Origin of the sequence: Brevibacterium luteolum, assembly GCF_013004595.1 — a bacterium.
In the GTDB taxonomy this organism is placed as follows: Bacteria; Actinomycetota; Actinomycetes; order Actinomycetales; family Brevibacteriaceae; genus Brevibacterium; species Brevibacterium luteolum.
In genome coordinates, this window is sequence record NZ_JABEMC010000003.1 from 44,626 (window position 1) to 68,126 (window position 23,501).

The 23,501-nt window shown below is 65.3% G+C and carries 19 protein-coding genes, 1 tRNA gene and 1 pseudogene; 8 read left to right on the forward strand and 13 right to left on the reverse strand.

Annotation, left to right across the window (positions count from 1 at the left end; all coding sequences use genetic code 11):
• The first annotated feature begins 16 nt into the window (after positions 1 to 16).
• Positions 17 to 559, forward strand: coding sequence for a M48 metallopeptidase family protein (locus HLA91_RS05700; RefSeq protein WP_243743547.1), 543 nt, complete (start codon positions 17 to 19; stop codon positions 557 to 559).
• A 12-nt stretch (positions 560 to 571) separates the two neighbouring features.
• Here HLA91_RS05700 and HLA91_RS05705 read toward each other — a convergent pair whose 3' ends face one another.
• A complete protein-coding gene (locus HLA91_RS05705) occupies positions 572 to 1,123 on the reverse strand; it encodes an NUDIX domain-containing protein (protein ID WP_170273931.1) in 552 nt (183 codons plus the stop codon).
• Positions 1,113 to 2,552 carry a zinc-dependent metalloprotease gene (locus HLA91_RS05710; RefSeq protein WP_170273932.1) on the reverse strand — a complete coding sequence of 480 codons (1,440 nt, stop codon included), beginning with the start codon at positions 2,550 to 2,552 and terminating at the stop codon, positions 1,113 to 1,115. Before HLA91_RS05710 ends, HLA91_RS05705 begins: the two co-directional genes overlap by 11 nt.
• A 233-nt stretch (positions 2,553 to 2,785) precedes the next feature.
• On the opposite strand from HLA91_RS05710, the gene HLA91_RS05715 reads away from it, so the two are divergent.
• From HLA91_RS05715 to HLA91_RS05730, 4 genes are all read left to right on the forward strand, one after another.
• Entirely contained in the window at positions 2,786 to 3,973 is a 1,188-nt protein-coding gene (locus HLA91_RS05715; protein ID WP_338076741.1) for a YlbL family protein, read from the forward strand.
• Positions 3,974 to 3,997: 24 nt separating this feature from the next.
• Positions 3,998 to 6,991, forward strand: coding sequence for a UPF0182 family protein (locus tag HLA91_RS05720; RefSeq protein ID WP_170273933.1), 2,994 nt, complete (start codon positions 3,998 to 4,000; stop codon positions 6,989 to 6,991).
• 133 nt (positions 6,992 to 7,124) lie between these two features.
• Positions 7,125 to 7,198 (forward strand) — tRNA-Met (locus HLA91_RS05725).
• Between the two features lie 199 nt (positions 7,199 to 7,397).
• The gene (locus HLA91_RS05730; protein WP_338076740.1) at positions 7,398 to 8,573 is read left to right on the forward strand and encodes an MFS transporter; all 1,176 of its coding nucleotides are present in this window, start codon (positions 7,398 to 7,400) and stop codon (positions 8,571 to 8,573) included.
• Here HLA91_RS05730 and HLA91_RS05735 read toward each other — a convergent pair.
• The 7 genes and pseudogenes from HLA91_RS05735 to HLA91_RS05765 form a co-directional block, all read right to left on the reverse strand.
• A complete protein-coding gene (locus HLA91_RS05735; RefSeq protein WP_170273934.1) occupies positions 8,566 to 9,837 on the reverse strand; it encodes an aminotransferase class I/II-fold pyridoxal phosphate-dependent enzyme in 1,272 nt (423 codons plus the stop codon). The two genes, HLA91_RS05730 and HLA91_RS05735, sit on opposite strands and share 8 nt — an antisense overlap.
• Entirely contained in the window at positions 9,830 to 10,606 is a 777-nt protein-coding gene (gene hisN, locus HLA91_RS05740) for a histidinol-phosphatase (protein WP_170273935.1), read from the reverse strand. The genes HLA91_RS05735 and hisN overlap by 8 nt, the downstream gene beginning before the upstream one ends.
• A 78-nt stretch (positions 10,607 to 10,684) precedes the next feature.
• On the reverse strand, positions 10,685 to 11,725 hold the full coding sequence (gene rsgA, locus HLA91_RS05745; protein WP_170273936.1) for a ribosome small subunit-dependent GTPase A: 1,041 nt from the start codon (positions 11,723 to 11,725) through the stop codon (positions 10,685 to 10,687).
• A gap of 2 nt (positions 11,726 to 11,727) precedes the next feature.
• A complete protein-coding gene (aroA, locus tag HLA91_RS05750) occupies positions 11,728 to 13,029 on the reverse strand; it encodes a 3-phosphoshikimate 1-carboxyvinyltransferase (protein WP_170273937.1) in 1,302 nt (433 codons plus the stop codon).
• 5 nt (positions 13,030 to 13,034) lie between these two features.
• Positions 13,035 to 13,514 carry a DoxX family protein gene (locus HLA91_RS05755; RefSeq protein ID WP_165883157.1) on the reverse strand — a complete coding sequence of 160 codons (480 nt, stop codon included), beginning with the start codon at positions 13,512 to 13,514 and terminating at the stop codon, positions 13,035 to 13,037.
• Positions 13,515 to 13,695: 181 nt separating this feature from the next.
• Positions 13,696 to 14,052 (reverse strand): annotated as a pseudogene (locus HLA91_RS05760) (fatty acid desaturase family protein); the annotation flags it as partial.
• A gap of 176 nt (positions 14,053 to 14,228) precedes the next feature.
• Positions 14,229 to 14,432: a cold-shock protein gene (locus tag HLA91_RS05765; protein WP_102159650.1), complete on the reverse strand. Its 204-nt coding sequence runs from the start codon at positions 14,430 to 14,432 to the stop codon at positions 14,229 to 14,231.
• 693 nt (positions 14,433 to 15,125) lie between these two features.
• Between HLA91_RS05765 and HLA91_RS05770 the strand changes: the two genes are divergently transcribed.
• A complete protein-coding gene (locus HLA91_RS05770; RefSeq protein WP_170273938.1) occupies positions 15,126 to 15,860 on the forward strand; it encodes a sigma-70 family RNA polymerase sigma factor in 735 nt (244 codons plus the stop codon).
• A complete protein-coding gene (gene rsrA, locus HLA91_RS05775) occupies positions 15,857 to 16,153 on the forward strand; it encodes a mycothiol system anti-sigma-R factor (protein WP_102159654.1) in 297 nt (98 codons plus the stop codon). Before HLA91_RS05770 ends, rsrA begins: the two co-directional genes overlap by 4 nt.
• Positions 16,154 to 16,220: 67 nt before the next feature.
• Here the strand turns inward: rsrA and HLA91_RS14270 are convergent, their stop codons facing one another.
• Positions 16,221 to 16,298, reverse strand: coding sequence for a 50S ribosomal protein bL37 (locus tag HLA91_RS14270; RefSeq protein WP_375544706.1), 78 nt, complete (start codon positions 16,296 to 16,298; stop codon positions 16,221 to 16,223).
• A gap of 389 nt (positions 16,299 to 16,687) precedes the next feature.
• Here HLA91_RS14270 and HLA91_RS05780 point away from each other — a divergent pair, with 389 nt between their 5' ends.
• Positions 16,688 to 18,070, forward strand: coding sequence for an NAD-dependent succinate-semialdehyde dehydrogenase (locus HLA91_RS05780; RefSeq protein ID WP_170273939.1), 1,383 nt, complete (start codon positions 16,688 to 16,690; stop codon positions 18,068 to 18,070).
• A 91-nt stretch (positions 18,071 to 18,161) separates the two neighbouring features.
• On the opposite strand, the gene HLA91_RS05785 is transcribed toward HLA91_RS05780, so the two are convergent.
• The 3 genes from HLA91_RS05785 to HLA91_RS05795 form a co-directional block, all read right to left on the reverse strand.
• Complete coding sequence (locus HLA91_RS05785; RefSeq protein ID WP_170273940.1) at positions 18,162 to 18,929, reverse strand: nuclear transport factor 2 family protein; 768 nt, start codon at positions 18,927 to 18,929, stop codon at positions 18,162 to 18,164.
• 97 nt (positions 18,930 to 19,026) lie between these two features.
• Entirely contained in the window at positions 19,027 to 19,641 is a 615-nt protein-coding gene (locus HLA91_RS05790) for a GDSL-type esterase/lipase family protein (RefSeq protein WP_170273941.1), read from the reverse strand.
• Positions 19,642 to 19,644: 3 nt separating this feature from the next.
• Entirely contained in the window at positions 19,645 to 23,454 is a 3,810-nt protein-coding gene (locus HLA91_RS05795) for a multifunctional oxoglutarate decarboxylase/oxoglutarate dehydrogenase thiamine pyrophosphate-binding subunit/dihydrolipoyllysine-residue succinyltransferase subunit (RefSeq protein ID WP_170273942.1), read from the reverse strand.
• Positions 23,455 to 23,501 lie beyond the last annotated feature (47 nt).

A 23,501-nucleotide genomic window follows, 5' to 3' on the forward strand; every position in this document is an offset into this window, starting at 1 on the left:
GAAGAGGGGAGAGAACGTGGACGCCTCAGATGTGCGGGCAGGGATCGGTGACGGCACCATCACCCTCAAGCGCTCAGCCAGACGCCGCAAAACGATCTCGGCGACGAAGACTCCCGTCGGCTATCAGCTGGCCGTGCCTGCCCGATTCGACCTGGAGCGCAACATCTCCTCGATCGCCCGGCTCATCGAGCGCTTAGAGCGCAGGGCTGCCGTGCCGGCGCCAGGGGACGAGGACTTGGAAGCCCGCGCGGCTGAGCTGAATGCGCGCCTGTTCGACGATGGGATCGCCCCGACCTCGGTGCGCTGGGTGTCCAATCAGCGCACCCGCTTCGGATCGACGACGTCGGCCACCGGCCAGATCCGAATCTCCAACCGCCTGCGCGAGGTGCCCGCCTGGGTTCTTGACGCGGTGCTCGTCCACGAACTTGCGCACCTGCGCGAACCCAACCACTCACCGGCCTTCCATGCGCTGGCTGACCGCTATGAGCGCACCAAGGACGCCGACATCTTCCTGTCGGGATTCAGCTACGGAGAAGGCGCCGCCCGGTACACCAGCTGATCAGGCTGTGTCTCAGCGCTCTGCGAGCCGGCAAGCGGCATCCCACAGCGTCGGCAGCCGGTCGGTCAGGTCGGGCATTAGCTGATCCGGTAGCGTATCGAGGCTGAACCAGCCGAGCGCGTGGGACTCCACCGAGACGCTGACAGCCTCGCGCTCGGAAACATCTGCAGCGAAGAGCACATCCCGGTGACGGGCACACCGGCCGTGCTGGGCCGAGAGCGCATACGACGTCACCGATACCGGCACGGGGGAGAACCAGCGCCACGAGCGCAGACCTGCCTCCTCGGTCAGCTCGCGTGCGGCTGCGGCAGCAAACGAGGCATCGACTGCCTCGACGTGACCACCGAACTGCATCCACTTGCCGGTCTTGCGGTGCCGCTGCAGAAGCACCCGCCGATCATCGGCGGCGAGGTCGAAGACGACGCAGCTGGCGGTGAAGTGATCCGGATCCGCAGTCTTCGACAACGCGGCAGGCCCCGCAGTGAGCAGAAACTCGGCCTGCGGGGCCTGTCCGGCGCTGCGCAGCTCGGCAGCGAAGTCGTTCAGTGTGCGATCAGCGCTCATCATCCGCATCGGTGCCACCGGCGGTTCCGCTGTCACCGTTATCGCCAGCGTCGTCACTGCTGTCAGCATCGTCAGCGGCTGGCTTCTCAGCCGAGCCTTCGCTCAGGATCTTCTCGAGCGCTTCATCGATCTCGGTCTCACTCGACCAGGCTTCCTGGCGGCGCTCCCGGTAGCCGAGCGGATCATTGAGATCCTTGGCCGTGGGCAGCAGATCCGGGTGGGTGAAGATCTGGTCACGGGCCTCAGCACCTTCGGACTGCTCCAGGTAGCCGAACAGTGCCACGGCATCGCGCAGCCGGGTGGGCACCAGTTCGAGACCGACGAGTTCAGCGAACCGGCGATCGGCAGAGCTCTGGGTGGCCAGCCGGCGATGCAGTGCTTCGCGGATCGCATCGCGGCCGCTCAGCGCCTCGCAGGCGGAGTAGGTGACGACATCAGCCCAGCCGGCGATGACCGACAGCAGGTTCTGCACCTGCTCGAGCGCCTCAGCTTGCTGCGGGGTCTGCTGCGGGTTGAAGAGGCCCTCGCGGACCTCCTGGCTGACCTGCTCCAGGTTGCTCGGGTCGATCTGCCCGGCCAGCCCCTCGATGCGGCCCATATCGACTTCGATGCCCGAGGCGTACTTCGCCAGCGCCGTCTCGACGTGACCAGCCAGCCACGGGGCGCGCTTGAACAGCCACAGGTGGGCAAGCTCACGCACTGCCAGGTAGATGCGCAGCTCCTTCGGGTCGATGTCGAGCTCGGCTGCGGCTCCGACGATGTTCGCGTTCACCAGCGCCGGCTTGTCACCGGCGACCAGCGGCAGGCCGATATCCGACGAGGTGAGCACCTCACCGGAGAGACCGCCGAGCGCCTCACCGAGCTGCACGCCGAACATCGAGCTGCTCATCGAAGCGAACATCTGCGAGGCACCGGCGAGCATCGGCTTGAGCTCCTCAGGCGCCTGCTCAGCGATCGTGCTCGTCAGCGCCTGCGTCATATTCGTCTGCACCGGAGCGAGGAACTTCTCCCAGCCCGGCAGCGACTGGTGCACCCATTCCCTGCGGGTCAGCGTCTGCGCGTCTCCGATCCCGGCCGGCTGATCGGTGACCTTCGCCAGCCACAGCTCAGCGACACGGAACGCATCCCGGCTGGCTGCGACAGTCTCCTCACTGACATCCGGGTCGGGAGTCGGCACCTTGTCCTCAGCTGCCTTGAGCGCAGCCTTCTGGGCGCCGGCACCGCTCATCATCTCCTGCAGCTGCTGCATGATCCCGCCGAGCATCGCCGGATCGAACGGGAACCCGCCGGGCAAGCCCTGCTGGCCGCCGGATCCTCCGCCGGGGCCGCCGAAGCCTGCACCGCCGCCGGGTCCGAAGAACATGCCGAACATGTTGCCGAAGGGATTGTTCTCGTCAGGCTGCTGTTCGTTGTCGTTCTTATCGGTCATGCGGACCCCCTGGTTCGGTGCGGGCGGTGGTAGTCATGTCAGGCTAACCGGAGAAGCTGGTCAAATGTTCCGAACCACCGGTCCCGAGGCGTTGGTTTCGTCCTCGGCGAAATGCGCACCGACCGCCCTGCTCACAGCCTGCGGACAGCCGATTCCTGAGTGGTTCCCATCCGGTGCCTCGTCTAGACTGGATCAGGTCTGTTCACTGGTGCGTATCGAAAGGGTTGAACCACGTGACGAACAACGTCGGAGCCGGTTCGGGTCACGCGCCTGAGCCCGCCCCCGTCGGAGCGCCGCAGACCCCCGCGACCAGCGCTGACGCCGCCGCGGCCCCGGCAGAGAAGCCGGCCCGCAAGCCCCGCGCCCGCTCCGGCGGGATCTTGTCCGGGATCATCACCTACGGCCTCGTCCTCGCCTGCGCGCTCATCCCCGTGCCCTACCTGCTGCAGATGCCCGGCCCAGTGGTCAACACCCTCGAACCGGTCGACGGTAAAGATCTCATCACGATCAGCGGCACCGAAACCTATGAGGCCGAAGGCCAGCTCGACATGCTCACCGTCGCCGTCGCCGGCGGCCCGGGCAACAACGTCTACGCCTCCGAAGCACTGCGCTCGGTCATCAAGGGGACCGACACCGTCGTGCCCAATGAGTCCTACTATCCGCTGACGACCACCCGCGAGGACGTCACCGGCCAGAACACCGCCCAGATGGCCTCCTCACAGGACACCGCCACCGCCGCTGCGCTCGGCGAGCTCGGCATCGACTACTCCTCTGTCACCACCGTCGCCGAGGTGGTCGCCGGCTCCCCAGCAGACGGCCAGGTCCAGCCTGGAGACGAGATCACCTCGATTAACGGCACCGGACTCGGCGGCGATCCCGACGCTGCGACTGCCGTCGCCTCGGCGGTGACCGAATCCGAGGGCAGCGTGCAGCTGGGCCTCAAGCGCGGGGACGGAGAGCTGTCTGTCGATCTGGAGCCCCAGCCGGTGCACGGCAAGAAGATGATCGGCATCTCGATGCAGCAGCGCTTCGACTTCCCGTTCGAGGTCACCTACAACGTCAAGGACATCGGCGGGCCCTCAGCCGGCATGATCTTCGCCCTGACGATCATCGACGAGCTCACCCCGGGCAATCTCACCGGCGGCAAGCCGATCGCCGGCACTGGCGCCATCGATGCCGCCGGGACCGTCACCCCGATCGGCGGGGCCCGGCAGAAGGTCAGCGCTGCCTCGGACGCGGGTGCCGAGTATTTCCTGTCTCCGGCGAAGAACTGCGCCGAGGTGGTCGACGCCGCCGCCTCCACAGATCTCCATGTGGTCCGCATCGACACGCTGTCCGATGCCCACGCTGCGGTCGAGGACATCGCCGCAGGAAACACCGACAGCCTTCCGCAGTGCGACGCCCAGCAGGGCGCGCGATGACACCGCTTCGACGAAAGGGATCGAGTGACGTTTTCCGCCGGTCAACCCCGTAAGCCCGGTTCGCCCGGTCGGCCGCAAGGGCGGTCGACGAAGGTCTCGCCGCTGGTCCTCACGCTCATCGGCGTGGCCGTGGTGCTGGGCTTGTTCGTCGTGTTCGCGCAGGTCTACACCGACATCCTGTGGTTCGATCAGCTTGGCTTCCTGCAGGTGTTCACCACCGAATGGGTGACGAAGATCATCCTGTTCGTCATCGGTGTGCTGCTCATGGCCGCACCGCTGTGGCTGTGCCTGAACCTGGCTCACCGCAAGCGCCCGGTCTATGCGCCGACGACACCGCAGCAGGAGAACCTCGACCGCTACCGCGAGGCCATCGAGCCGCTGCGCGCAGTCGTGACCATCGTCGCCTCGCTCGTCGTCGGTGTGCTTGGCGGCATCGCCCTGTCGGCCTCCTGGCAGCAGGTGCAGATGTTCCTGCACTCCACCCCGTTCGGGATCAAGGATCCGGAGTTCGGCCACGACGTGTCCTTCTTCGTCTTCCAGCTGCCGGTCATCCGCCTCCTCGTCGACTACCTCGGAATGGTCGCGCTGCTGGCCTTCATCGGCTCGCTGGTCGCCCACTACCTCTTCGGGGGACTGCGTCCCGGCGAGCAGCGCGGTCTCGACATGACCCGCGCGGCTCAGGTGCAGATCGCGGTGACCGCCGGCGTGCTCATCCTGCTGCAGGCCGCCCGCCTGTTCGTGCTGCGCTACGAGTCGCTGACCAACACCAGCGGTATCGTCACCGGTGCCACCTACACGACGAGCAACATCACGCTGCCGGCGATGCTCATCATCGCCCTGGCCGCGCTCGTCGTCGCGCTGCTGTTCCTTGCCAACGCCTTCCGCAGCATGTGGAAGCTCTCGATCGTCTCGGTCATCATGCTGCTCGTCCTCGGTGCTGTGTCGGTCATCGGCCTGCCGGCTGCCGTGCAGCAGTTCCAGGTCTCGCCTTCTGAGCAGTCCCTGGAGCGCGAGTTCATCCAGCGCAACCTCGACGCCACCCGCTACGCCTACGGCATCCAGGACGTCGATGTGATCCCGTACTCGCCGACCACCGAAGGTGAGCCCGGCGCGCTGCGCGCCGATGCCGAGACCGCCGCCTCGGTGCGTCTGCTCGACCCGAACCTGGTGTCCGATACGTTCCGCCAGCTGCAGCAGCAGCGTCCGTTCTACAGCTTCCCCGAGCAGCTCGACGTCGATCGCTACCGCATCGACGGTGAGATGCAGGACACAGTCATTGCGCTGCGTGAGCTCAACCCGGATTCGCAGTCGGATTCCTCCTGGCTCAACCAGGCCGTCGTCTACACCCATGGTTTCGGTGTCGTCGCCGCGTACGGCAACCGTCAGGGCAATGACGGTCAGCCGTCCTTCCTCGAAGCAAACATCCCGCCGACTGGTGAGCTCGGCGAGTACGAGCCGCGCATCTACTTCGGTGAGCGCTCACCGCTGTACTCGATCGTCGGCGCACCTGACGGCGCCGACCCGCGCGAGATCGACTATCCCGCCGATGGCGACGACGGTGAGGCGCAGGTGTACAACACGTTCTCCGGTGAGGGCGGGCCGTCGGTCGGCAACTTCTTCAACCGTCTCGTCTACGCCGTGAAGTTCCAGGACGAGCAGATCGTGCTCTCCGATGCGGTCAACGACGAATCCCAGATCCTGTATGAGCGCACCCCGCGTGAGCGCATCAAGCGCGTCGCCCCGTTCCTCGAAGTCGACGGCGACCCCTACCCGGCGGTCATCGACGGGCGCATCAAGTGGATCGTCGATGCGTACACGACGAGCCCGCACTACCCGTACTCGACCCCGCAGGTGCTGCAGGACGCCACCCAGGACTCGAACACTGAGCGCAGCGGCAGCCAGCAGGCGCTGCCGCCGCAGCAGGTGAACTACATCCGCAACTCGGTCAAGGTCACCGTCGACGCCTATGACGGCAAAGTCGACCTCTACGAGTGGGAAGACGACGATCCGGTGCTCAAAACCTGGATGAAGATCTTCCCGGGCCTGTTCAAGTCCACCGATGAGATGAGCGCAGACCTCATGGCGCACGTGCGCTACCCCGAGGACCTGTTCAAGGTGCAGCGCCAGCTGCTCACCCGCTACCACGTCGACGACGCGAACTCCTTCTACACCGGCCAGGACTTCTGGACGCTGCCGACGGACCCGACGGTCAACCAGGAGCGCAACCTCCTGCAGCCGCCGTTCTACCTGACGCTGCGCATGCCCGGCCAGGAGAAGCCGTCGTTCTCGCTGACTTCGTCGTTCATCCCGCGCCAGGCGCAGGGTCAGACGCGCAACAACCTCACCGGCTTCCTGGCGGCTAACGCCGATGCCGGTGAGGAGGCTGGAACGAAGAGTGAGGACTACGGCCGGCTGCGTCTGCTGCAGCTGCCGCGCAACACGACGTTCCCCGGCCCGGGTCAGGCGCAGAACAACTTCAACACCGAGCCTGAGATCCAGTCGAGCCTCAACCTGCTGCGCCAGGGTGAGTCGCAGGTGCAGAACGGCAACCTGCTGACCCTGCCGGTGGCCGGCGGTCTGCTGTACATCCAGCCGGTCTACGTCCGCTCGGCCGGTGAGACCTCCTACCCGGTGCTGCAGCGTGTGCTTGTGGCCTTCGGTGAGCAGATCGGCTTCGCCCCGACTCTCGATGCCGCCCTTGACCAGGTGTTCGGCGGTGACTCCGGTGTCCAGGCCGGTGACGCCGGTCAGGAGCCTGAGGAGGATGAGGAAGGCGCTACTGGCGGCACCCAGCCGGGGGAGACTGCTGACCAGGCTCTCGCCAACGCCCTCGACAAGGCCAAGCGGGCTATGGAGGACTCGGACAAGGCCCTGCAGGACGGGGACTTCGCCTCCTACGGCGAAGCGCAGCAGCGTCTGCGCGAGGCCCTCGATGAGGCGATGAAGGTAGAGAACGAGGCCAAGCCGGCTGACAGCGAAACCGAACCCGGTGACGCTGCCACCGACGGCGGCAACTGAACCTGCCGGCCCCACGCCCGAGGCGGCGGTCACCACTGCGGTGACCGCCGCCTCGGCGATTCAGGCAGTGTTAACAAGGTCACCATCAGGGATTTGGACGCACGTCAGGACTGCCGTATAGTAGAACATGCGCCGCGGGGTGGAGCAGTTCGGTAGCTCGCCGGGCTCATAACCCGGAGGTCGGAGGTTCAAATCCTCCCCCCGCCACGAGAAAAGGCCCGCTGACCAGCAGAAACGCCAGGTCAGCGGGCCTTCTGCTCACTCAGAAAGTGATCGGCTGCGGTGGTCAGCGGTGGCGTGCCTCGACCGTCCGGCAGGAGACGGACATCACGTGGAGTGCTGTGTGCACCGGCGGTCGTGGTGAGCCGATTGCACGCCGCTGACCGCTGGATGCAAGAATGACGTGGTGAAATCCTCCGCCGCCTACGTACTCGTCGTCATCGGCATCGTCGCCGCCGGTTTCAACCTGCGGCCCGGAGTCACCGGGCTCTCGCCGCTGCTCGACACGATGGCGCAGCCGCTGGGCATCACGGCCGCATTCCTCGCCGTCATCGGCATGCTGCCTCCGCTCATCTTCGGCATCGCAGGATTCCTCACCCCACGCCTGACGATCCGCTGGGGTGCTGTGAGCGTCATCAGCCTGGCGATGATCATCATCTCTGCCGGCCTGGCGATCCGCAGCGCCACCGGCTCACCGGTGGTCTTCCTGCTGCTCTCAGCGTTCGCGCTCATCGGCATGGGCATCGGCAACGTCGTCATCCCACCGCTGGTGAAGGGATTCTTCCCCACCCGGATCGGTCTGTTCTCGACCATCCACGTCGCAGCCCTGCAGTTCGGGACGTTCATTCCACCGGTGCTGGCGGTTCCGCTGGCGCAGGGACTGGGATGGCGGGGTTCACTAGCAGCGTGGTCGCTCGCCGCTGCCGTCCCCGCCGCGATCTGGCTGCTGCTGTGGATCCGGCGCGTCACCCCGGAAACCACGCCGAGCACGGCTGTGGTTTCGTCTGGCCGCTACCTGGAGCTCTTCCGCAGCGGCCGGGCGTGGGCGCTCATGCTCATGACCGGCATCACCTCATTCAACAACTTCATCCTCTTCACCTGGCTGCCGATGCTGTTCGTCGGCGCCGGTCTGTCCGAGAGCTTCGGCGGGGCGATGCTCTCACTGGTCACCGCGATCCCGTTCCTCCTCGGACTGGTGCTGCCGATGTTCGCCGAACGCGTGCGCAGCCCGGTGGCTGCCGTCCTGGGATTCTCCGCCTGCCTGGCCGCCGGCTATCTTGGGCTGTGGCTGGCACCGGCTGCCGCACCAGTGCTGTGGACGGTGCTGCTGGGACTGGGGATCTCGACCTTCCCGCTGGCGCTGACCCTCATCAGCCTGCGATCCTCAAGCGCCGAGTCAGCCGCGGCCCTGTCCGGTTTCGTCCAGGGGCTCGGCTACTGCCTGGCAGCCACCGGTCCGCTCATCTTCGGCTTCCTCGTCCAGTCCAACGTCGTCTGGCCGGCCTTCGCACTCGTCCTCGGTTCGGTCGTGGTCAAGGCAATCGTCGCAGCCCGGGCCTGCCAGCCCGGGGCGATCAGCTGAGCTTCTCGGCTGCTGACCGCACACGGCGTGCGGCCTCAGCGGTCTCCTCTTTGCTCTTGCAGAAGGAGTAGCGGATCGTCTGGGCGAAAGTCTCACGGGCCCGGGTGCCGGCTGCGCACAGCGAGGGTCCAGGGATCCCGGTGAAGCCGAACTCGCGGGTCAGCCGTTCGTTGAGGGCATAGGCGTCCTCATCGGTGGTGCCGGCGAAGTCGACGAGTGTGAAGTAACCGCCCTGCGGCTGGGAGACCCGCACACCGGGCAGCTGCTCGAATGCCGGCACGAGGATCTCCGAACGGGCAGCAAGACTCTGTGCTGAGCGGTGGGCGAAGTCCTCATGTTCGTTCAGGGCTGCAGCGACCGCCGGCTGGAAGGGTGCCCCGCCGGTGAAGCAGAAGTACTGCTTGACCGCCTGGATCGCTTCGCGCACCTCAGGTGCCGCGACCGTCCAGCCGATCTTCCAGCCGGTGATGTTGAAGCTCTTGCCAGCTGATGAGATCGACACCACCCGGTAGGGATCGTCGACGATGCTGGCCAGCGCCACGTGCGTGCGAGCGCCGAAGACGAGGTACTCGTAGACCTCGTCGGTGAGAATCCACGCGTCGTTGTCCACTGCGGCCTCGTAGATGCGGGTGAGCATCTCAGCGGTGAACACGAGCCCGGTCGGGTTGTGCGGGGTGTTGACGATGATCGCTGCCGTCTGCGGGCCGATGGTGCGTTCGAAGGCCTCCCAGTCAGGGGTGAAGCCGCCCTCGCCGTCCTCGATGAGCCCGACGGTGCGCAGCTTTCCGCCGGCCAGTGCGGTGGCGGCAGCGTAGGAGTCGTAGAAGGGCTCGAAGACGATGACCTCGCCGCCGCGGGAGACGAGGGCGACGATCGCGGCGCTGAGTCCCTCGGTTGCGCCGATGGTGATGAGCACCTCGTCAGCCGAGACGTCCTGTCCGTAGCAGCGGCGGCGCTGCTCGGCCACGGCGTCGATGAGCATACGGTGGCCCTGGCCTGGGGCGTACTGGTTGACTCCGGCGCGCATCGCCTCGGTCGCGGCGTCGATGAGGAAGTCCGGCGTCGGGTCTCCCGGTGATCCCTGCCCGAGGTTGACCGCATCGTGCTGCCCGGCCAGGGTGGTCATCTGCCCGAAGATCGTCTCGCCGATCGACCCGTCGGCATTCACCAGCCCAGCCGCGGTGGCCATCTGGTGCCACGTCGGGGCCGCATACAGGTCGGGGTGGGCAGCGCCGCGGCTGCCGGACTGGGTGCCATCAGACATGGGTGAGAACCTCCGTGTGCAGTAGTCCGTTGGTGGCCAGGCCGTTGGCGCCGAAGGGCCCAGGCTGGCCGCCGAGATCGGTGAAGGAGCCGCCGGCTTCGGTGACGATCGGCACGAGCGCGGCCATATCGTAGAGTTCGAGCTCCGGTTCGCAGGCGACGTCGACGGTGCCTTCGGCGACCATCATGTACGACCAGAAGTCGCCGTAGGCCCGGGTGCGCCACACCTGGTCGGTCAGCGCGATGAACTTCTCGCGGTCCCGGTGGGAGGCCCATCCGGTCAGCGAGGAGTACGACAGAGACGCATCGGCGAGATCGCTCACCGTCGAGACCTGCAGGCGCTCAGGCTCGCCGCCGCCGAGACCAGCAGCCAGTGTGCGGTAGGCGCCGTGACCGGCGGCGGCATGCCAGCGCATCCCGAGCGCGGGGGCGCTGACGACGCCGACGAGGGGTGTCTTGCCGTCGTAGAGGGCGATGAGGGTGGCGTAGACGGGCACTCCGCGCACGAAGTTCTTCGTCCCGTCGATCGGGTCGACGATCCAGCGCCGCGATGCCTGCCCGCGGCTGCCGAACTCCTCCCCGTAGAACGAATCGTCCGGCCGGTGCTCGGCGATCTCGGTGCGCAGCATCTGCTCGACAGCTTGATCGGCATCGGTGACCGGTGTCAGATCCGGTTTCGTCGAGACGGCGAAGTCATGCGTCCGGAAGCGCGGCAGGCTGATCGCATCGGCGGCATCGGCCAGGCGCAGCGCGAGTTCGAGATCGTCCATGGTGACACTGTAGCGGTGCCGCTGAGAGCACTTGCCGCCTGGTCGGCATATGGAAAAGGCAGGCGTCAGGGGAGTGGTTCAGTAGGCCGGCTGCTGCAGCCCGCTGAGCAGCCGGCGCAGGGAGGCAAGCCGCTGCGGCCCGGCATCCCCGGCCTTGCCCTCGGCGACCCACGCATCGAGGGCGCAGTCGGGTGCGTCATCGAGGTGTGTGCATCCGCGCGGGCAGTAGGCGGTGGCCTCGACGAGCTCGTCGAAGGCGGTGAGCACGCTGTCGATGTCGACATGGGCGAGACCGAAGCTGCGCACCCCGGGAGTGTCGATGAGCCAGCCGGCGTCCGGCAGCGGCAGGCACAGCGCCGAGGACGAAGTGTGGCGGCCGCGTCCGGTGACGGCGTTGACATCGCCGATCGCCCGGTCGGCTGCCGGGATGATCTCGTTCATGAGCGTCGACTTGCCCACCCCGGAATGCCCGACGAGCACCGACAACCGTCCGGTCAGCTCCGGCAGCAGCTGGCTGATATGTGGGCGGCCGGTGGCGTCGAAGCCGCAGGCCACCACCCGCACGCCGGCAGCGGCATAGTAGTCGCGGATCGCATCGATCGGCGCCAGGTCGAGCTTGGTGACCGCGATGAGCGGTTCCATGTCGGCGTCGAAGGCGGCGACGAGCGCCCGGTCGATGAGCCCCCACGAGGGTTCGGGGTCGGCTGCGGCGGTGACGATGACGAGCTGGTCGGCGTTGGCCACGAGCACCCGCTCGGTCGGGTCGGTGTCATCAGCGCTGCGGCGCAGCAGCGTCTGCCGGTCGAGGATCTCGACGATGCGGGCCATCGTGCCATCCGCACCCGAGGTGTCGCCGACCACCCGGACCCGGTCGCCGGGGACGATGGAGCGGCGGCGCAGACGCGACGAGCGCACGCAGGTGACGATCGGCCCGTCGACTGGCGCCTGCCCGTCATCGTCGTGGACGACGACGCGGTAGCGGCCGCGGTCGACGGCCGTGACCATCGCCGTCGGGGCATCCGAATAGTCCGGGCGCTCCTTGGTCCGCGGCCGGGAGCCTTTGCGGTTGGGCCTGGGCCGGTAGTCGTCTTCGGTGAAGTTGTCGTACCGTCTGCCCATGCTCAGCGCTCGCCTGCCAGCATGCCCGACCACAGCTGCGTGAAGTCAGGCATCGTCTTGGCCACCGTGCCGGCGTCGATGACCTCGACGCCGTCGACGCACAGGCCGAGCACCGCTGCGGCCATTACCATCCGGTGATCGTGATACGTCTCGAACTGCCCACCGGACCGTGCCGGGGCGTGGATCGTGAGGGCATCAGCATGTTCGGTCACCTTCGCACCCAGCCTGCCGAGTTCGGCGGCGAGAGCGGCCAGCCGGTCGGTTTCGTGTCCGCGCAGATGCCCGATGCCGCGCAGCCGGCTCTCACCGTCAGCACACGCAGCGACAGCGGCGGTGACGGGGGTGAGCTCGCCGACAGCCGAGAGATCGACGTCGATCGGGGCCACCGCCTCGGGTCCGGTGACGCACAGGGTGGCGTCAGTCAACTCGACCTGGGCGCCGAAGCTCTCAGCCAGGCCGCGGAAGGCATCACCGGCCTGCGTCGTCTCGGCAGGCCAGTGCGGCACGCACACCTGCCCGCCGGTGACGATCGCAGCGGCGAGGAAGGTCGCGGCGTTCGACAGGTCCGGCTCAACCGTGACGGTGAACCCGCGCGGCCGGCCAGGAGCGACCGTCCACTCGTGCTCACCGGTGGCGGAGGCGTCGATGCCGGCCAGACGCATCGTCTCCAGGGTCATCTCGATGTGCGGGCGCGAGGGGACAGCGTCGCCGGTGTGGACGAGGGTGAGCCCGTCGTCGAACAGGCAGCCGGCCAGCAGCAGCCCGGAGACGAACTGGCTGGAGGCCGAGGCGTCGATCTCGATCCGCCCGCCGGCCACGCCGCCGGGGGAGTGCAGGTCGAAGGGCAGCGAAGTCGCACCGGCGGTGATCTCGACGCCGAGGTCGCGCAGCGCGCCGATCATCGTGTCCATCGGCCGCACATAGGCCTGTGCGTCGCCGTCGATGCGCACGCTGCGGCCGGTGGCCGCGGCCAGCGGCGGGATGAAGCGCATGACGGTGCCGGCCAGCCCGCAGTCGACGGTGGCAGCGGCATCCGTGCCCGAGGCGGTGGCCGGAAGCGGAGTGATCGTCACCTGGCCGTCGGTCGAGTCGTCGACCTCGGCGCCGAGTGCGGTGATCGCTGCGAGCATGAGCTCGGTGTCACGGCTGATGAGCGGGTTGATGATCGTCGAGGGCTGGGCTGCGACCGCGGCTAAGGCGATATAGCGGTTGGTGAGCGATTTGGAACCGGGTACTGCGACTGTGGCCCGCACCGGTGCGGTTGCACGCGGGGCGGGCCACAGCGAAACGTCGCGCTGGGTCATCGAGTTCAGCCGAGGTTGACGGCGTCCATCGCCTTGGCGGAGGTCTTCTCGACGTTCTTGCGCAGATCCTCAGCGGCGTGCTGGACGCGCCAGGCCAGGCCCGGCTTGCCGGCGGTGTCGACGCTGGCGATGAGCGCGCCGCCGATCATCGAGGTCTTCGTCAACAGCGAGACCTGCGAACGCTCCTCCTTCGGAGTCAGCAGCTGCTCACCGATGACGTCGATGAGGTAGGTGCCGACGAGGACCGTGGCGGAGAAGCGCGGGAACTTACCGATCGCCAGCAGCGAACCGGCGGCGACCTGGGCGACACCGGTGGCGCGAGCGGCGAGCTCAGCGTCGATCGGGATGTCGACCTGCTTCTTCACGGCGTTGATGACCGGGGTGATTGAATCGGTTGCGGCCTGCGGATGCTTGATCCGGGAGACGCCGTTGGCGATGTAGGCCGAAGCGAGCATAGGACGGGCGATGAGGCGAACCAGGGACACGGTGGCTTCCTTCCGATTGACGTCGATGAGTCGAGCCTGGCTCAAGCATAGTCGAAGATCAGGCCCATGCCATGCGCCGGCGTGCAGATGAGCCGCTGGCTGCCGGCAGCTGGGACTGTGAGCGTGCCGGCAGGCGATTGTGAGACAAGGTGCCTTGTGTCGACGATGTGGCCGGCCGGGGTCAGCTACGCCGCAGCTGACTCATGAGCGGGCAGTCGAACGGGTCGCGGGCGGCCAGGCCGACCCGGTTGAGGTAGGCGATGACGATGCCGTAGGAGCGCCACAGGCTCGTCTCGGTGCAGGGGACGTCGAAGCGCTGGCAGGCGTCGCGGACGATGAGGCGGGCTTTGGCCAGGTGCGGGCGCGGCATGGAGGGGAAGAGGTGGTGTTCGACCTGGTAGGTCGGTCCGCCCATGAGCGCGCTGGCCCACCAGCCTCCGGCGATGTTGCGGGAGGTGCGCACCTGCTTGGTGAAGAAGTCGATGCGCTTGGCGTCGGTGAAGACCGGCGCGGGTTTGTGGCCAGGGGTGAAGGCAGCACTGCGCGGCTGGCATCGGCAGGCTCTTTCGGGATGGGGATGCGGGGATCCGTCAGTGCCCAGGGCAGCAGGCAGGGGAGGGCTGTCCGCAGTATGCGATCAGCGCGGTGGCGGGAGGCGGGAATGCATCAGCGGGGCAGGGTCGTCAGACCGCCGCCCCGCTGATGTCAGGAGTCTCAGAGGACGCGCACCGAGGTGGCCTGCGGGCCCTTCGGGGTGCTCTCGGAGGTGTACTCCACCGTCTGGTTCTCCTCGAGGCTGCGGTAACCCGAGCCTTCGATGGCGCTGAAGTGCGCGAACACGTCAGCCGAGCCGTCGGAGGGCTCGATGAAACCGAAGCCCTTTTCAGCGTTGAACCACTTGACGTTGCCTGTAGCCATTGTTTTTCCTTTTTGTGTAGATATGGCCAAATTCATGACCTCTTGCTCCATGCCGATAGATGCGACATGGAAAACTGTGGATTGCACAACACGGCAGAGTTCTGCCCGGATGCGTGCCGATGAGATGAACTGGGAATGATGGTGTCCGGCGTCCGCGAGTCAGAGACTCTCAACTGTCATCACAGATGCGAGCGGGCGCAGGTGTGCTGCATGAGAATGCGGCGAAGGTGCGGCGCAGAGAATGGGGGAAACTGAGATAAGCCAACCGAATCGTCAGTGGCACGTCCGCGAGCTGATCGCAGGTGCCGAGATGAACAACAGCAAACCGATTCATAATCCTTGACGAAATCGGATGTGCCGAAGCGGATATCCCGAATTCATCGAGCTTGAACCGCCTTGGACAAGTTCAACTGTATCAGCAATTCCGGCTCACACGAATTCGCTTGTTGAGAAGGGTGTGAAATCAGAGTGAATGATGGGCGTCTCACCAGGGTCGGGACCGGTGCCGGGATCTGCTCAGGCGACGTGACGAATGGAACCCTGCCGCCGTCTCGGGCACGGAATGATCGAGGGGCCGGATGCGTTGTCGCTCATGAACGATCAACCGTGCACGGTCGGCACGACCAGGCAGGAAGGGGCGATGCGATGCCAGTCATAGAAGGGCAGACGCATAAGCGCGTACTATGGACGGTGATGACGAAACCTCTTGCTCCAGACGCACCCGAGTCCTCACCGCCGGATGAGAACCTCGATGTCGCCCAGGCTGACGAGATCACTGAGACGCCCGAAGAGCAGCATGCGCGGTTTGAGCGCGATGCGCTCGAGTACGTCAACCAGCTGTATGCGGCTGCCCTGCGCATGACGCGCAACCCGGCTGATGCCGAGGACCTCGTGCAGGAAACCTATGTCAAGGCCTACGCGGCCTTCCACCAGTACAAGAAGGGCACGAACCTCAAAGCCTGGCTGTACCGGATCCTGACGAACACCTTCATCAACTCCTACCGCAAGAAGCAGCGCCAGCCGCAGGAGTCCAGCGGTGAGGGGATCGAGGACTGGCAGATCGCACGCGCGGCCAGCCACACCTCATCCGGCGGCCGCTCAGCTGAGCTCGAAGCCCTTGATCACCTGCCGGATTCCGACATCAAGGAAGCGCTGTCACAGCTGCCGGACGACTTCCGGATGGTCGTGTACTACGCCGATGTCGAAGGTCTGCCGTACAAGGAGATCGCCGAGATCATGGACACGCCGATCGGCACCGTGATGTCGCGTCTGCACCGCGGCCGGCGCCAGCTGCGCGAGATGCTGTCCGACTACGCCCGTGAGCGCGGCTTCGGCGTTGAGAAGGACGGCGACAAGGCTGCTGCCGGGAAGAAGCCGGCGAAGAAGGACACGACTGCGAAGAAGACGACCGAGGAGGTGTCCTCATGAGCGAAGAACCCATCAGCCACACCGGCTGCTGTGACGAGCAGAATCGCCAGAACAGCCTCATGCGGATCTACAACTACCTCGACGGCGAGCTGACGCGCGACGAGATCGACGTCATCAAGGATCACCTGGCCAACTGCTCACAGTGCCAGGACGACTACACCATCGAGGCGCTGCTCAAGGAGCTTGTGCGCCGCTCCTGCTGCCAGGATCAGGCACCGGCCGGGCTGGCCGAGCGGATCCGGGCGCGGATCGTCGTCGAGCGCCGCACCTACGTGCGCCGCACGTTCGGCTGAGAGACGGCATGCGAAAGGCGGGGCGGAGATCATATCTCCGCCCCGCCTTCGTCAGTGTCTGAATAGATCAGGTGTTGGGACGCTTGCCGTGGTTGGCCCCACGCTTCTTGCGATCCTTACGCTTGCGAGCGCGCTTGCTTGCCATCTCGGTTCACTCCTTCTTTTGAATCCAGTCTATTTTTCCACACCCGTGCCAGCGGGGCAAAACAGTCCAGGCTGCAGGATGGGGTGTGCGGGTTCTTGCTAGGCGGGTTGCCTGGCGGGTCGTTGCTCGGATCGGTGACTATTTGAGCTGCCCTCTGTCCTGCAATGTGGACAGGAAGCTCCTACTCGATTCGTCGCGCGGTGTTTCGCAAAGTGCCGAGCGCGCTGAGGGTTTCATTGGGATACAAGTCGAGGGGCGTCTTACTGGTTCCGTCGTGTGTCAGCCAGGACCAGTCGGCAGAGATCGTGAATGCCCTGAGAAGTCTAGAAGTGCCGGTACGGCGAGACTAGGCTGAAGGCACCACACCATCTCAGACCAAGGAGGGCGCGATGAGTGACAGCTACCGTGTACAGAACCCCGCTACTGGTGACATTCTTGAGGATTTCGGCACTGCGACAGACCAGCAGATTGAGGATGCGCTGTCGGCAGCACAGAGCTCCTATAGTGATTGGGCCGCGCGGCCCATGAGCGAGCGAGCAGCAATCGTTTCGAAGGTCGCTGCGCTCTTCGAGGAGAGGAAAGATGAGCTTGCAGACATCATCGGTACCGAAATGGGCAAGCGTAAGGCCGAAGGGATAGAAGAAGCCGAGTTCTGTTCAGCGATCTTTGGTTACTACGCAGACAACGGAGAGAAGCTCACTAAGGACCTTGATCTTGAAGTCGACGGTGCCAAAGCGGTGCTTGAGCGCAGACCGATCGGTGCCATCCTTGGCATCATGCCCTGGAATTTCCCCTACTACCAGGTGGCACGGTTCGCTGCGCCGAACCTGGTGCTCGGTAACACCATCCTCCTGAAGCATGCTGAGATCTGTCCTAAGTCGGCTGGAGCGATCCAGTCGATCATGGATGAAGCTGGCGTACCGAAGGGCGTCTACCAGACCATCTACGCGACTCACGATCAGATCTCGACCGTCATCGCCGATCCGCGAGTGGCTGGCGTATCCCTGACCGGATCGGAGCGAGCCGGAGCAATCATTGCTCAGCAGGCTGGCAAGGCGCTGAAGAAGGCAGTGCTCGAACTCGGTGGTTCCGATCCGTACATCATCCTCGATACGGACGATGTCAAGTCCGCAGCTGCAAATGCGTGGGCGACACGCATGTACAACACTGGCCAAGCTTGCGACTCGAACAAGCGACTCATCGTCATGGAGGATGTGTACGACGAGTTCGTGGCAGAGCTCGAGTCACTCGCTTCCAAGATGAAGCCCGGTGATTACGACACCGAGGATGAAACGATCTATCAGCCGTTGTCCTCCCGCAGCGCTGCAGAGCGGCTCGCCGATCAGCTTGACCGCGTCAAGAAGGCTGGTGCCAACATTCGCGTTGGTGGAGAGCTAGCCGATGATGGCGCGTATATCAGCCCGGCCGTAGTTACCGATATCCCGCGCGGTTCCGATGTCTACTATGAAGAGCTCTTCGGACCGGTTGCTGTTGTCTACAAGGTCTCCAGCGATGAAGAGGCGATTGAGCTTGCCAACGATTCGCAGTTTGGCCTTGGCGGCTCCGTGTTCTCCAAGGATCGCGAGCGGGCTGAGAAGGTCGGATCGCAGCTGGAGGTCGGAATGTCAAAGGTGAACACTCACGCTGCTGAGGGTGAGGGGATTCCGTTCGGCGGCGTGAAACGCTCCGGCTATGGACGAGAGCTAGGCCCTGTGGGTATGGACGAGTTCGTCAACAAGCGTCTGTACTGGGTTGGAGACGAGGGAGCGTAAACCTGGCAACTCGCGAGGCAACTCTGGCGAGCTACGAAATCGGCCCCTGACAGAGCTTCTGTCAGGGGCCGACTACGTGACCAAGAAGAAATCAGAATACGCCGTGGTCGTGAACCGCGTCTTCGTCTGCGGGAACTTCGGAGATCGCATCCCATAGTTCGGCGATGGCTCCATCCTCGACACGCCAGAGCTCACAATACGAGTGTCGAGCGCCAGCAATGCTGCCTTCGGAGTGAGTCAGAACGAAATCGCCTTGCGCTACAGTCCGATGGATGCGGTCGTAGACCAGCCCTTCACCGGAGTCTCTTAGCTTCTCCAGAAAGTCGATGACAGCGGGGATGCCGTCTCCGATGTCAGGACTGTGCTGCGTGAACTTACCGTCACGGCTGTACTCTTCGAAGCCCTGGTAGTCTCCGCCAATCAGCGTCTTCGTAAAGAACTCCGTGACCAGCGCGCGGTTCGCTTCGGTGTCTGCGTTCAGGTCAACATCGGTCGTCCCGTCAAGCTGGGTATGACCGGATTCGTTCGAAGCTGCGGCTGGCACGAGATTGTCCCAGTGCTCTGCGAGCTTGCCGTTCTCGACTCGGTAGATATCGAAACCGACGAGGTCGTTCTCGTCCAGGCCCTCGAACTTCCCGTGCAGAGCGACCAAGTCGCCGTCTTCGATGACACGAACGTTCGTGTACTTCAGCCCGTCTCCCGCTTCGTCAACGAGCTCCTTCAGACCGTTCCGGTCTCCGGCGACCAATGGCGAGTGTTCGACGAAACCGTCGGTGAAGTGGGAATCGAGCACGGACGTGTCGTGCTCATGGAAGAGCTTGGTGTGGATTTCCAGTACGAGGCTTCCGTTATCTGACATGTCAGCGTCTCCTCTGCTGCTCCAAATGCATGGCATTCGCCTGCTTCTTGCAGTCTAAGCGGCAGAGTCACACTTCGATAGGGTCAGCGGTTACTCCTCAGCGCCCGGCGAGCACGTCGGGCACACCGAGCCAGTCGAACCAGCCGCGGTGGATGACGAGCCAGGCCAGCAGCCCGTAGCCCTCCTGGCTCGGCAGGCCGGTTGACGACGAGGCGATCTCCCGCTGCCACACAGCATGACCGCGCAGGGGAGTGAAGGTGTCGACGTAGGGCACACCTCGGCGATGGGCGACATCAGCGAAGCCTGCGTTGAGATCGGCGATCGACCGGTTCGTCAGCTCCCCGATCGCCGGCGGCGGGCCGACGACGAACGTCGAGACCTCAGCAGCCAGGGCCGCATCGAGGATGTTGGCGAGGTTGAGCCGTGACCGGGCGGTCGAGAGCCCGGCATCGATGTCAGCGGTGCCCGGGGCGATGACGAGGCGGTTGTCGGTCTCAGAGGAGAACCGGCGCATCGCCTCTCCGATGCAGCGATCGTGCAGGTCGGCTGAGGTCTCATCCGGCGCTGCCAGGGTGTAGAAGTTCGCGCTCGGCAGCGCGGGATGCGTGCGGACGGCGACACGGCCGACCCATCCGAGACCACGACCATCGCCGTGGCCGGCAACGAGTTCGCTGCCGGCCACGACGATCGAAGTGGACTTCGGGTTGCTCACGCTTCAGCGCTCGAAGACGCGCTCGATGAGCTCAGCCTGCTCAGCATCGTGGACGAGCTTGAGTCCGGTCGCAGGCGATGCCGAGGAGGCCCGGGCGACGACGCGGACGTCCCGGCCGAGCACCGGCACGAGATTGAGCGCCATGAACGGCCAGGCGCCCTGGTTCTCCGGCTCCTCCTGCGCCCAGATGAGCTCGGCGTCGCCGTACTGCTCGAGCACCTCGGCGATGGAATCTGCCTCAAGCGGGTAGAGCTGCTCGACGCGCACGATCGCGGTCTTGTCGTCTCCGGCCTTCTTGCGCTTGGCCACCAGATCCCAGTACAGCTTGCCCGAGACCATGATGACGCGGTCGACCTGCTTGGCATCGACGGAGTCATCGGCGATGACCGGCTCGAACTTGCCGGAAGTGAACTGCTCGACCTGCGTGGCGGCGGCCTTGAGGCGCAGCATCGACTTCGGGGTGAAGACGATGAGCGGGCGCTTATTGGGCGTGTGTGCGTGGCGGCGCAGGAGGTGGAAGTACGAGGCGCCGTTCGAAGGCATCGCCACCGTCATGTTGTTCTCCGCGCACAGCTGCAGGTAGCGCTCGATGCGAGCCGATGAGTGGTCCGGTCCCTGGCCTTCGAAGCCGTGGGGGAGCAGCAGCACGATGCCGCCGTTCTGCGCCCACTTCTGCTCTGAGGACGAGATGTACTCGTCGATGACGGACTGGGCACCCTGGGCGAAGTCGCCGAACTGTGCCTCCCAGCACACGAGGGCGTCCTTGCGCTCGACCGAGTAGCCGTACTCGAAGCCCATCGCTGCGTACTCGCTCAGCAGCGAGTCGTAGACCCAGAACTTCGCCTGGTCGTCGCTGAGGTTCGACAGCGGCGTCCATTCGTTGCTGTTCTGGTGGTCGATGATGACCGAGTGGCGCTGCGTGAAGGTGCCGCGGCGCGAGTCCTGACCGGCGAGCCGGACCGGCACACCCTCCATGAGCAGCGAGCCGAAGGCCAGCAGTTCGGCAAAGCCCCAGTCGATGCCGCCGGAGCGCGACATCTCCTCGCGCTTCTCCAGCAGGCTCTTGAGCTTCTTATGCACCTCGAAGTCCTCGGGAACCTCGGTGTGGACCGAGCCGATCCGTTCGACGATCTCCTTCGACACAGCCGTCTTGACGGTGTTGTCGGTCTCGAGGTCGTCGGGGCGCTGGTAGCCCTTGGTGAAGGTGGTGTCCTTCTCGGAGCTGTCCTTCTCGGCTTCCTTGGTCTCGGCGAAGGCGGATTCCAGCTTGGACTGGTAGTCCTTGAGCGCCTCCTTCGCCTCGTCCTCGGTGATGCAGCCACGGCCGACGAGCGACTCGGTGTAGAGCTTGCGCACCGAGCCCTTCTTCTCGATGAGCGAGTACATCACCGGCTGGGTCATCGACGGGTCGTCGCCCTCGTTGTGTCCGCGGCGGCGGTAGCACACGAGGTCGATGATGACGTCGCGGTTGAACTCCTGCCGGTACTCGAACGCCAGCTGGGCGGCACGGTAGACAGCCTCCGGGTCATCGCCGTTGACGTGCAGCACCGGGGCGCTGATGATCTTGGCGACGTCGGTGCAGTAGTACGACGAGCGGGCCGAGGCCGGCGGGGTGGTGAAGCCGACCTGGTTGTTGATGACAACGTGGATGGTGCCGCCGGTGCGGTAGCCGCGCAGCTCGGACAGGTGCAGCGTCTCTGCGACGACGCCCTGGCCGGCGAAGGCGGCATCGCCGTGGACGAGGACCGGCAGGACAGTGAAGCCGCCCTCTCCTTGGTCGATGACGTCCTGCTTAGCACGCGTGATGCCTTCGAGCACCGGGTTGACGGTCTCCAGGTGGCTCGGGTTGGCAGCGACCTGCACCTTCGTCGAGTTGCCCGACGGGGAGGTGAAGGAGCCTTCGGCGCCGAGGTGGTACTTCACGTCGCCGGAGCCCTGGAAGCTGTCCGGGGCCATGGCGCCGTCGAACTCGCGGAAGATCTGCGTGTAGCTCTTGCCGGCGATATTGGCCAGCACGTTGAGGCGGCCGCGGTGGGCCATGCCGATGGTGACCTCGTCCATGCCGACATCAGCGGCCTGGTTGAGGACCTCGTCGAGCAGCACGATCGCTGACTCGCCGCCTTCGAGCGAGAAGCGCTTCTGGCCGATGTACTTCGTCTGCAGGAAGGTCTCGAAGGCCTCAGCGGCGTTGAGGCGGCCGAGGATGTGGCCCTGCTCAGCGCGGGTCAGCTCTTCGTGTGGAACCTCCAGGCGCTCCTGGAACCAGCGGCGCTGCGCCGGGTCCGAGATGTACATGTACTCGATGCCGGTGGTGCGGCAGTACGAGTCGCGCAGCAGCCCGAGGATGTCGCGCAGCGGCATAATCGGCTTGCCGCCGAATCCGCCAGTGGGGAACATCCGCTCCAGATCCCACAGCGTCAGGCCGTGCTGGTTGATGTCGAGATCCGGGTGCGAGCGCTGCCGGTAGACGAGCGGATCGGTGTTGGCCATGAGGTGGCCGCGGTTGCGGTAGGCGTCGATGAGTTCGATGACGCGGGCGGTCTTGTTGACGTCGTCCTGGTCACCGGTGTCGACATCGGGCACCCAGCGCACCGGCTCGTAGGGCAGGCGCAGCGAGGCGAAGACGTCGTCGTAGAAGCCGTCCTTGCCGAGCAGGTACTCGTGCACGGTGCGCAGGAACTCACCGGAGCCGGCACCCTGGATGACACGGTGGTCATAGGTCGAGGTCAGGGTGAGGATTTTCGAGATCGCCAGGCGGTTGATGGTCTCCTGGCTGGCGCCCTGGTACTCGGCCGGGTAGGTCAGCGCGCCGACGCCGATGATGCAGCCCTGGCCCTTGGTCAAGCGCGGGACTGAGTGCACGGTGCCGATGCCGCCGGGGTTCGTCAGCGAGACGGTGGTGCCGGCGAAGTCGTCAGCGGTGAGCTTGCCTTCGCGGGCACGGTCGACGAGGTCGTCGTAGGCGTCGACGAACTCCTTGAACGACAGCGTCTCGGCCTTCTTGACGTTGGGCACCAGCAGCGAGCGGGTGCCGTCCTTCTTGGGCACGTCGATGGCCAGGCCGAAGTTGATGTGGCCGGGCTTGACCATCACCGGCTTGTCGTCCTGGATGTCGTAGTAGACGTTCTGGTTCGGGTTGGCCTTGAGCGCACGGATGACGGCGTAGCCGATGAGGTGCGTGAACGACACCTTGCCGCCGCGGGTGCGCTTGAGGTGGGAGTTGATGACGATGCGGTTGTCGATGAGCGCCTTGGCCGGCAGCGAACGCACCGAGGTGGCGGTCGGAACCGACAGCGACTCGTCCATGTTCTGGGCGATGAGCTTGGCCGGTCCGCGCAGCTTGACGACCTCGTCCTCGCTGGTCTCGTTGTTCGCCGGCTTCGCTGCCGAGGTGGTCGACCGCTTGCGGGCAGCCGCAGCGGACTTCGACTCCGCCTTCTGGGTCTCCGACTCCGTCACCGAGGGCGTGACACCCTTCTGCTCGGTGGAGCTGATCTGCTTCTCCTTGGCGGGGGCGTCCTTCGCAGCGCCGGTGTCCTGGTGGGCGCTGACGTCGTCGCCGGACCTCTTCTGGATCCTCTTCTCAGATGGCTTCTGCGCAGAGGGCTTCGAACCACCGCCGGAACCGGAGCCGACCGATCCGTCGCCGTTCTCGAACTTCTCGAAAAACGGCCACCATGACTTGTCCACTGAGTTCTTGTCCGCCTGGTACTGCTCATACAGCTCTTCGACAAGCCATTCGTTTGACCCGAAGTCTTCGACGCTGCGGGTGCTGGTCTGTTCCGACACGGCGGGAATCGCCCTCTTCCTCATCTGGATACTAGACGGTTTGGCACAATATTAGCGCTTCCGCGCGACAA

Excerpts from the sequence above, each read along its gene's own strand:
- HLA91_RS05765 (WP_102159650.1), bottom strand. The coding sequence starts at position 14,432 with ATGGCTACAGGCAACGTCAAGTGGTTCAACGCTGAAAAGGGCTTCGGT.
- HLA91_RS14270 (WP_375544706.1), bottom strand. The coding sequence starts at position 16,298 with ATGGCAAGCAAGCGCGCTCGCAAGCGTAAGGATCGCAAGAAGCGTGGG.
- aroA (WP_170273937.1), bottom strand. The coding sequence starts at position 13,029 with ATGACCCAGCGCGACGTTTCGCTGTGGCCCGCCCCGCGTGCAACCGCA.
- HLA91_RS05770 (WP_170273938.1), top strand. The coding sequence starts at position 15,126 with ATGACGAAACCTCTTGCTCCAGACGCACCCGAGTCCTCACCGCCGGAT.
- HLA91_RS05785 (WP_170273940.1), bottom strand. The coding sequence starts at position 18,929 with ATGTCAGATAACGGAAGCCTCGTACTGGAAATCCACACCAAGCTCTTC.
- HLA91_RS05795 (WP_170273942.1), bottom strand. The coding sequence starts at position 23,454 with ATGAGGAAGAGGGCGATTCCCGCCGTGTCGGAACAGACCAGCACCCGC.
- rsrA (WP_102159654.1), top strand. The coding sequence starts at position 15,857 with ATGAGCGAAGAACCCATCAGCCACACCGGCTGCTGTGACGAGCAGAAT.
- rsgA (WP_170273936.1), bottom strand. The coding sequence starts at position 11,725 with ATGGGCAGACGGTACGACAACTTCACCGAAGACGACTACCGGCCCAGG.
- HLA91_RS05705 (WP_170273931.1), bottom strand. The coding sequence starts at position 1,123 with ATGAGCGCTGATCGCACACTGAACGACTTCGCTGCCGAGCTGCGCAGC.
- HLA91_RS05735 (WP_170273934.1), bottom strand. The coding sequence starts at position 9,837 with ATGTCTGATGGCACCCAGTCCGGCAGCCGCGGCGCTGCCCACCCCGAC.
- HLA91_RS05710 (WP_170273932.1), bottom strand. The coding sequence starts at position 2,552 with ATGACCGATAAGAACGACAACGAACAGCAGCCTGACGAGAACAATCCC.
- hisN (WP_170273935.1), bottom strand. The coding sequence starts at position 10,606 with ATGGACGATCTCGAACTCGCGCTGCGCCTGGCCGATGCCGCCGATGCG.
- HLA91_RS05780 (WP_170273939.1), top strand. The coding sequence starts at position 16,688 with ATGAGTGACAGCTACCGTGTACAGAACCCCGCTACTGGTGACATTCTT.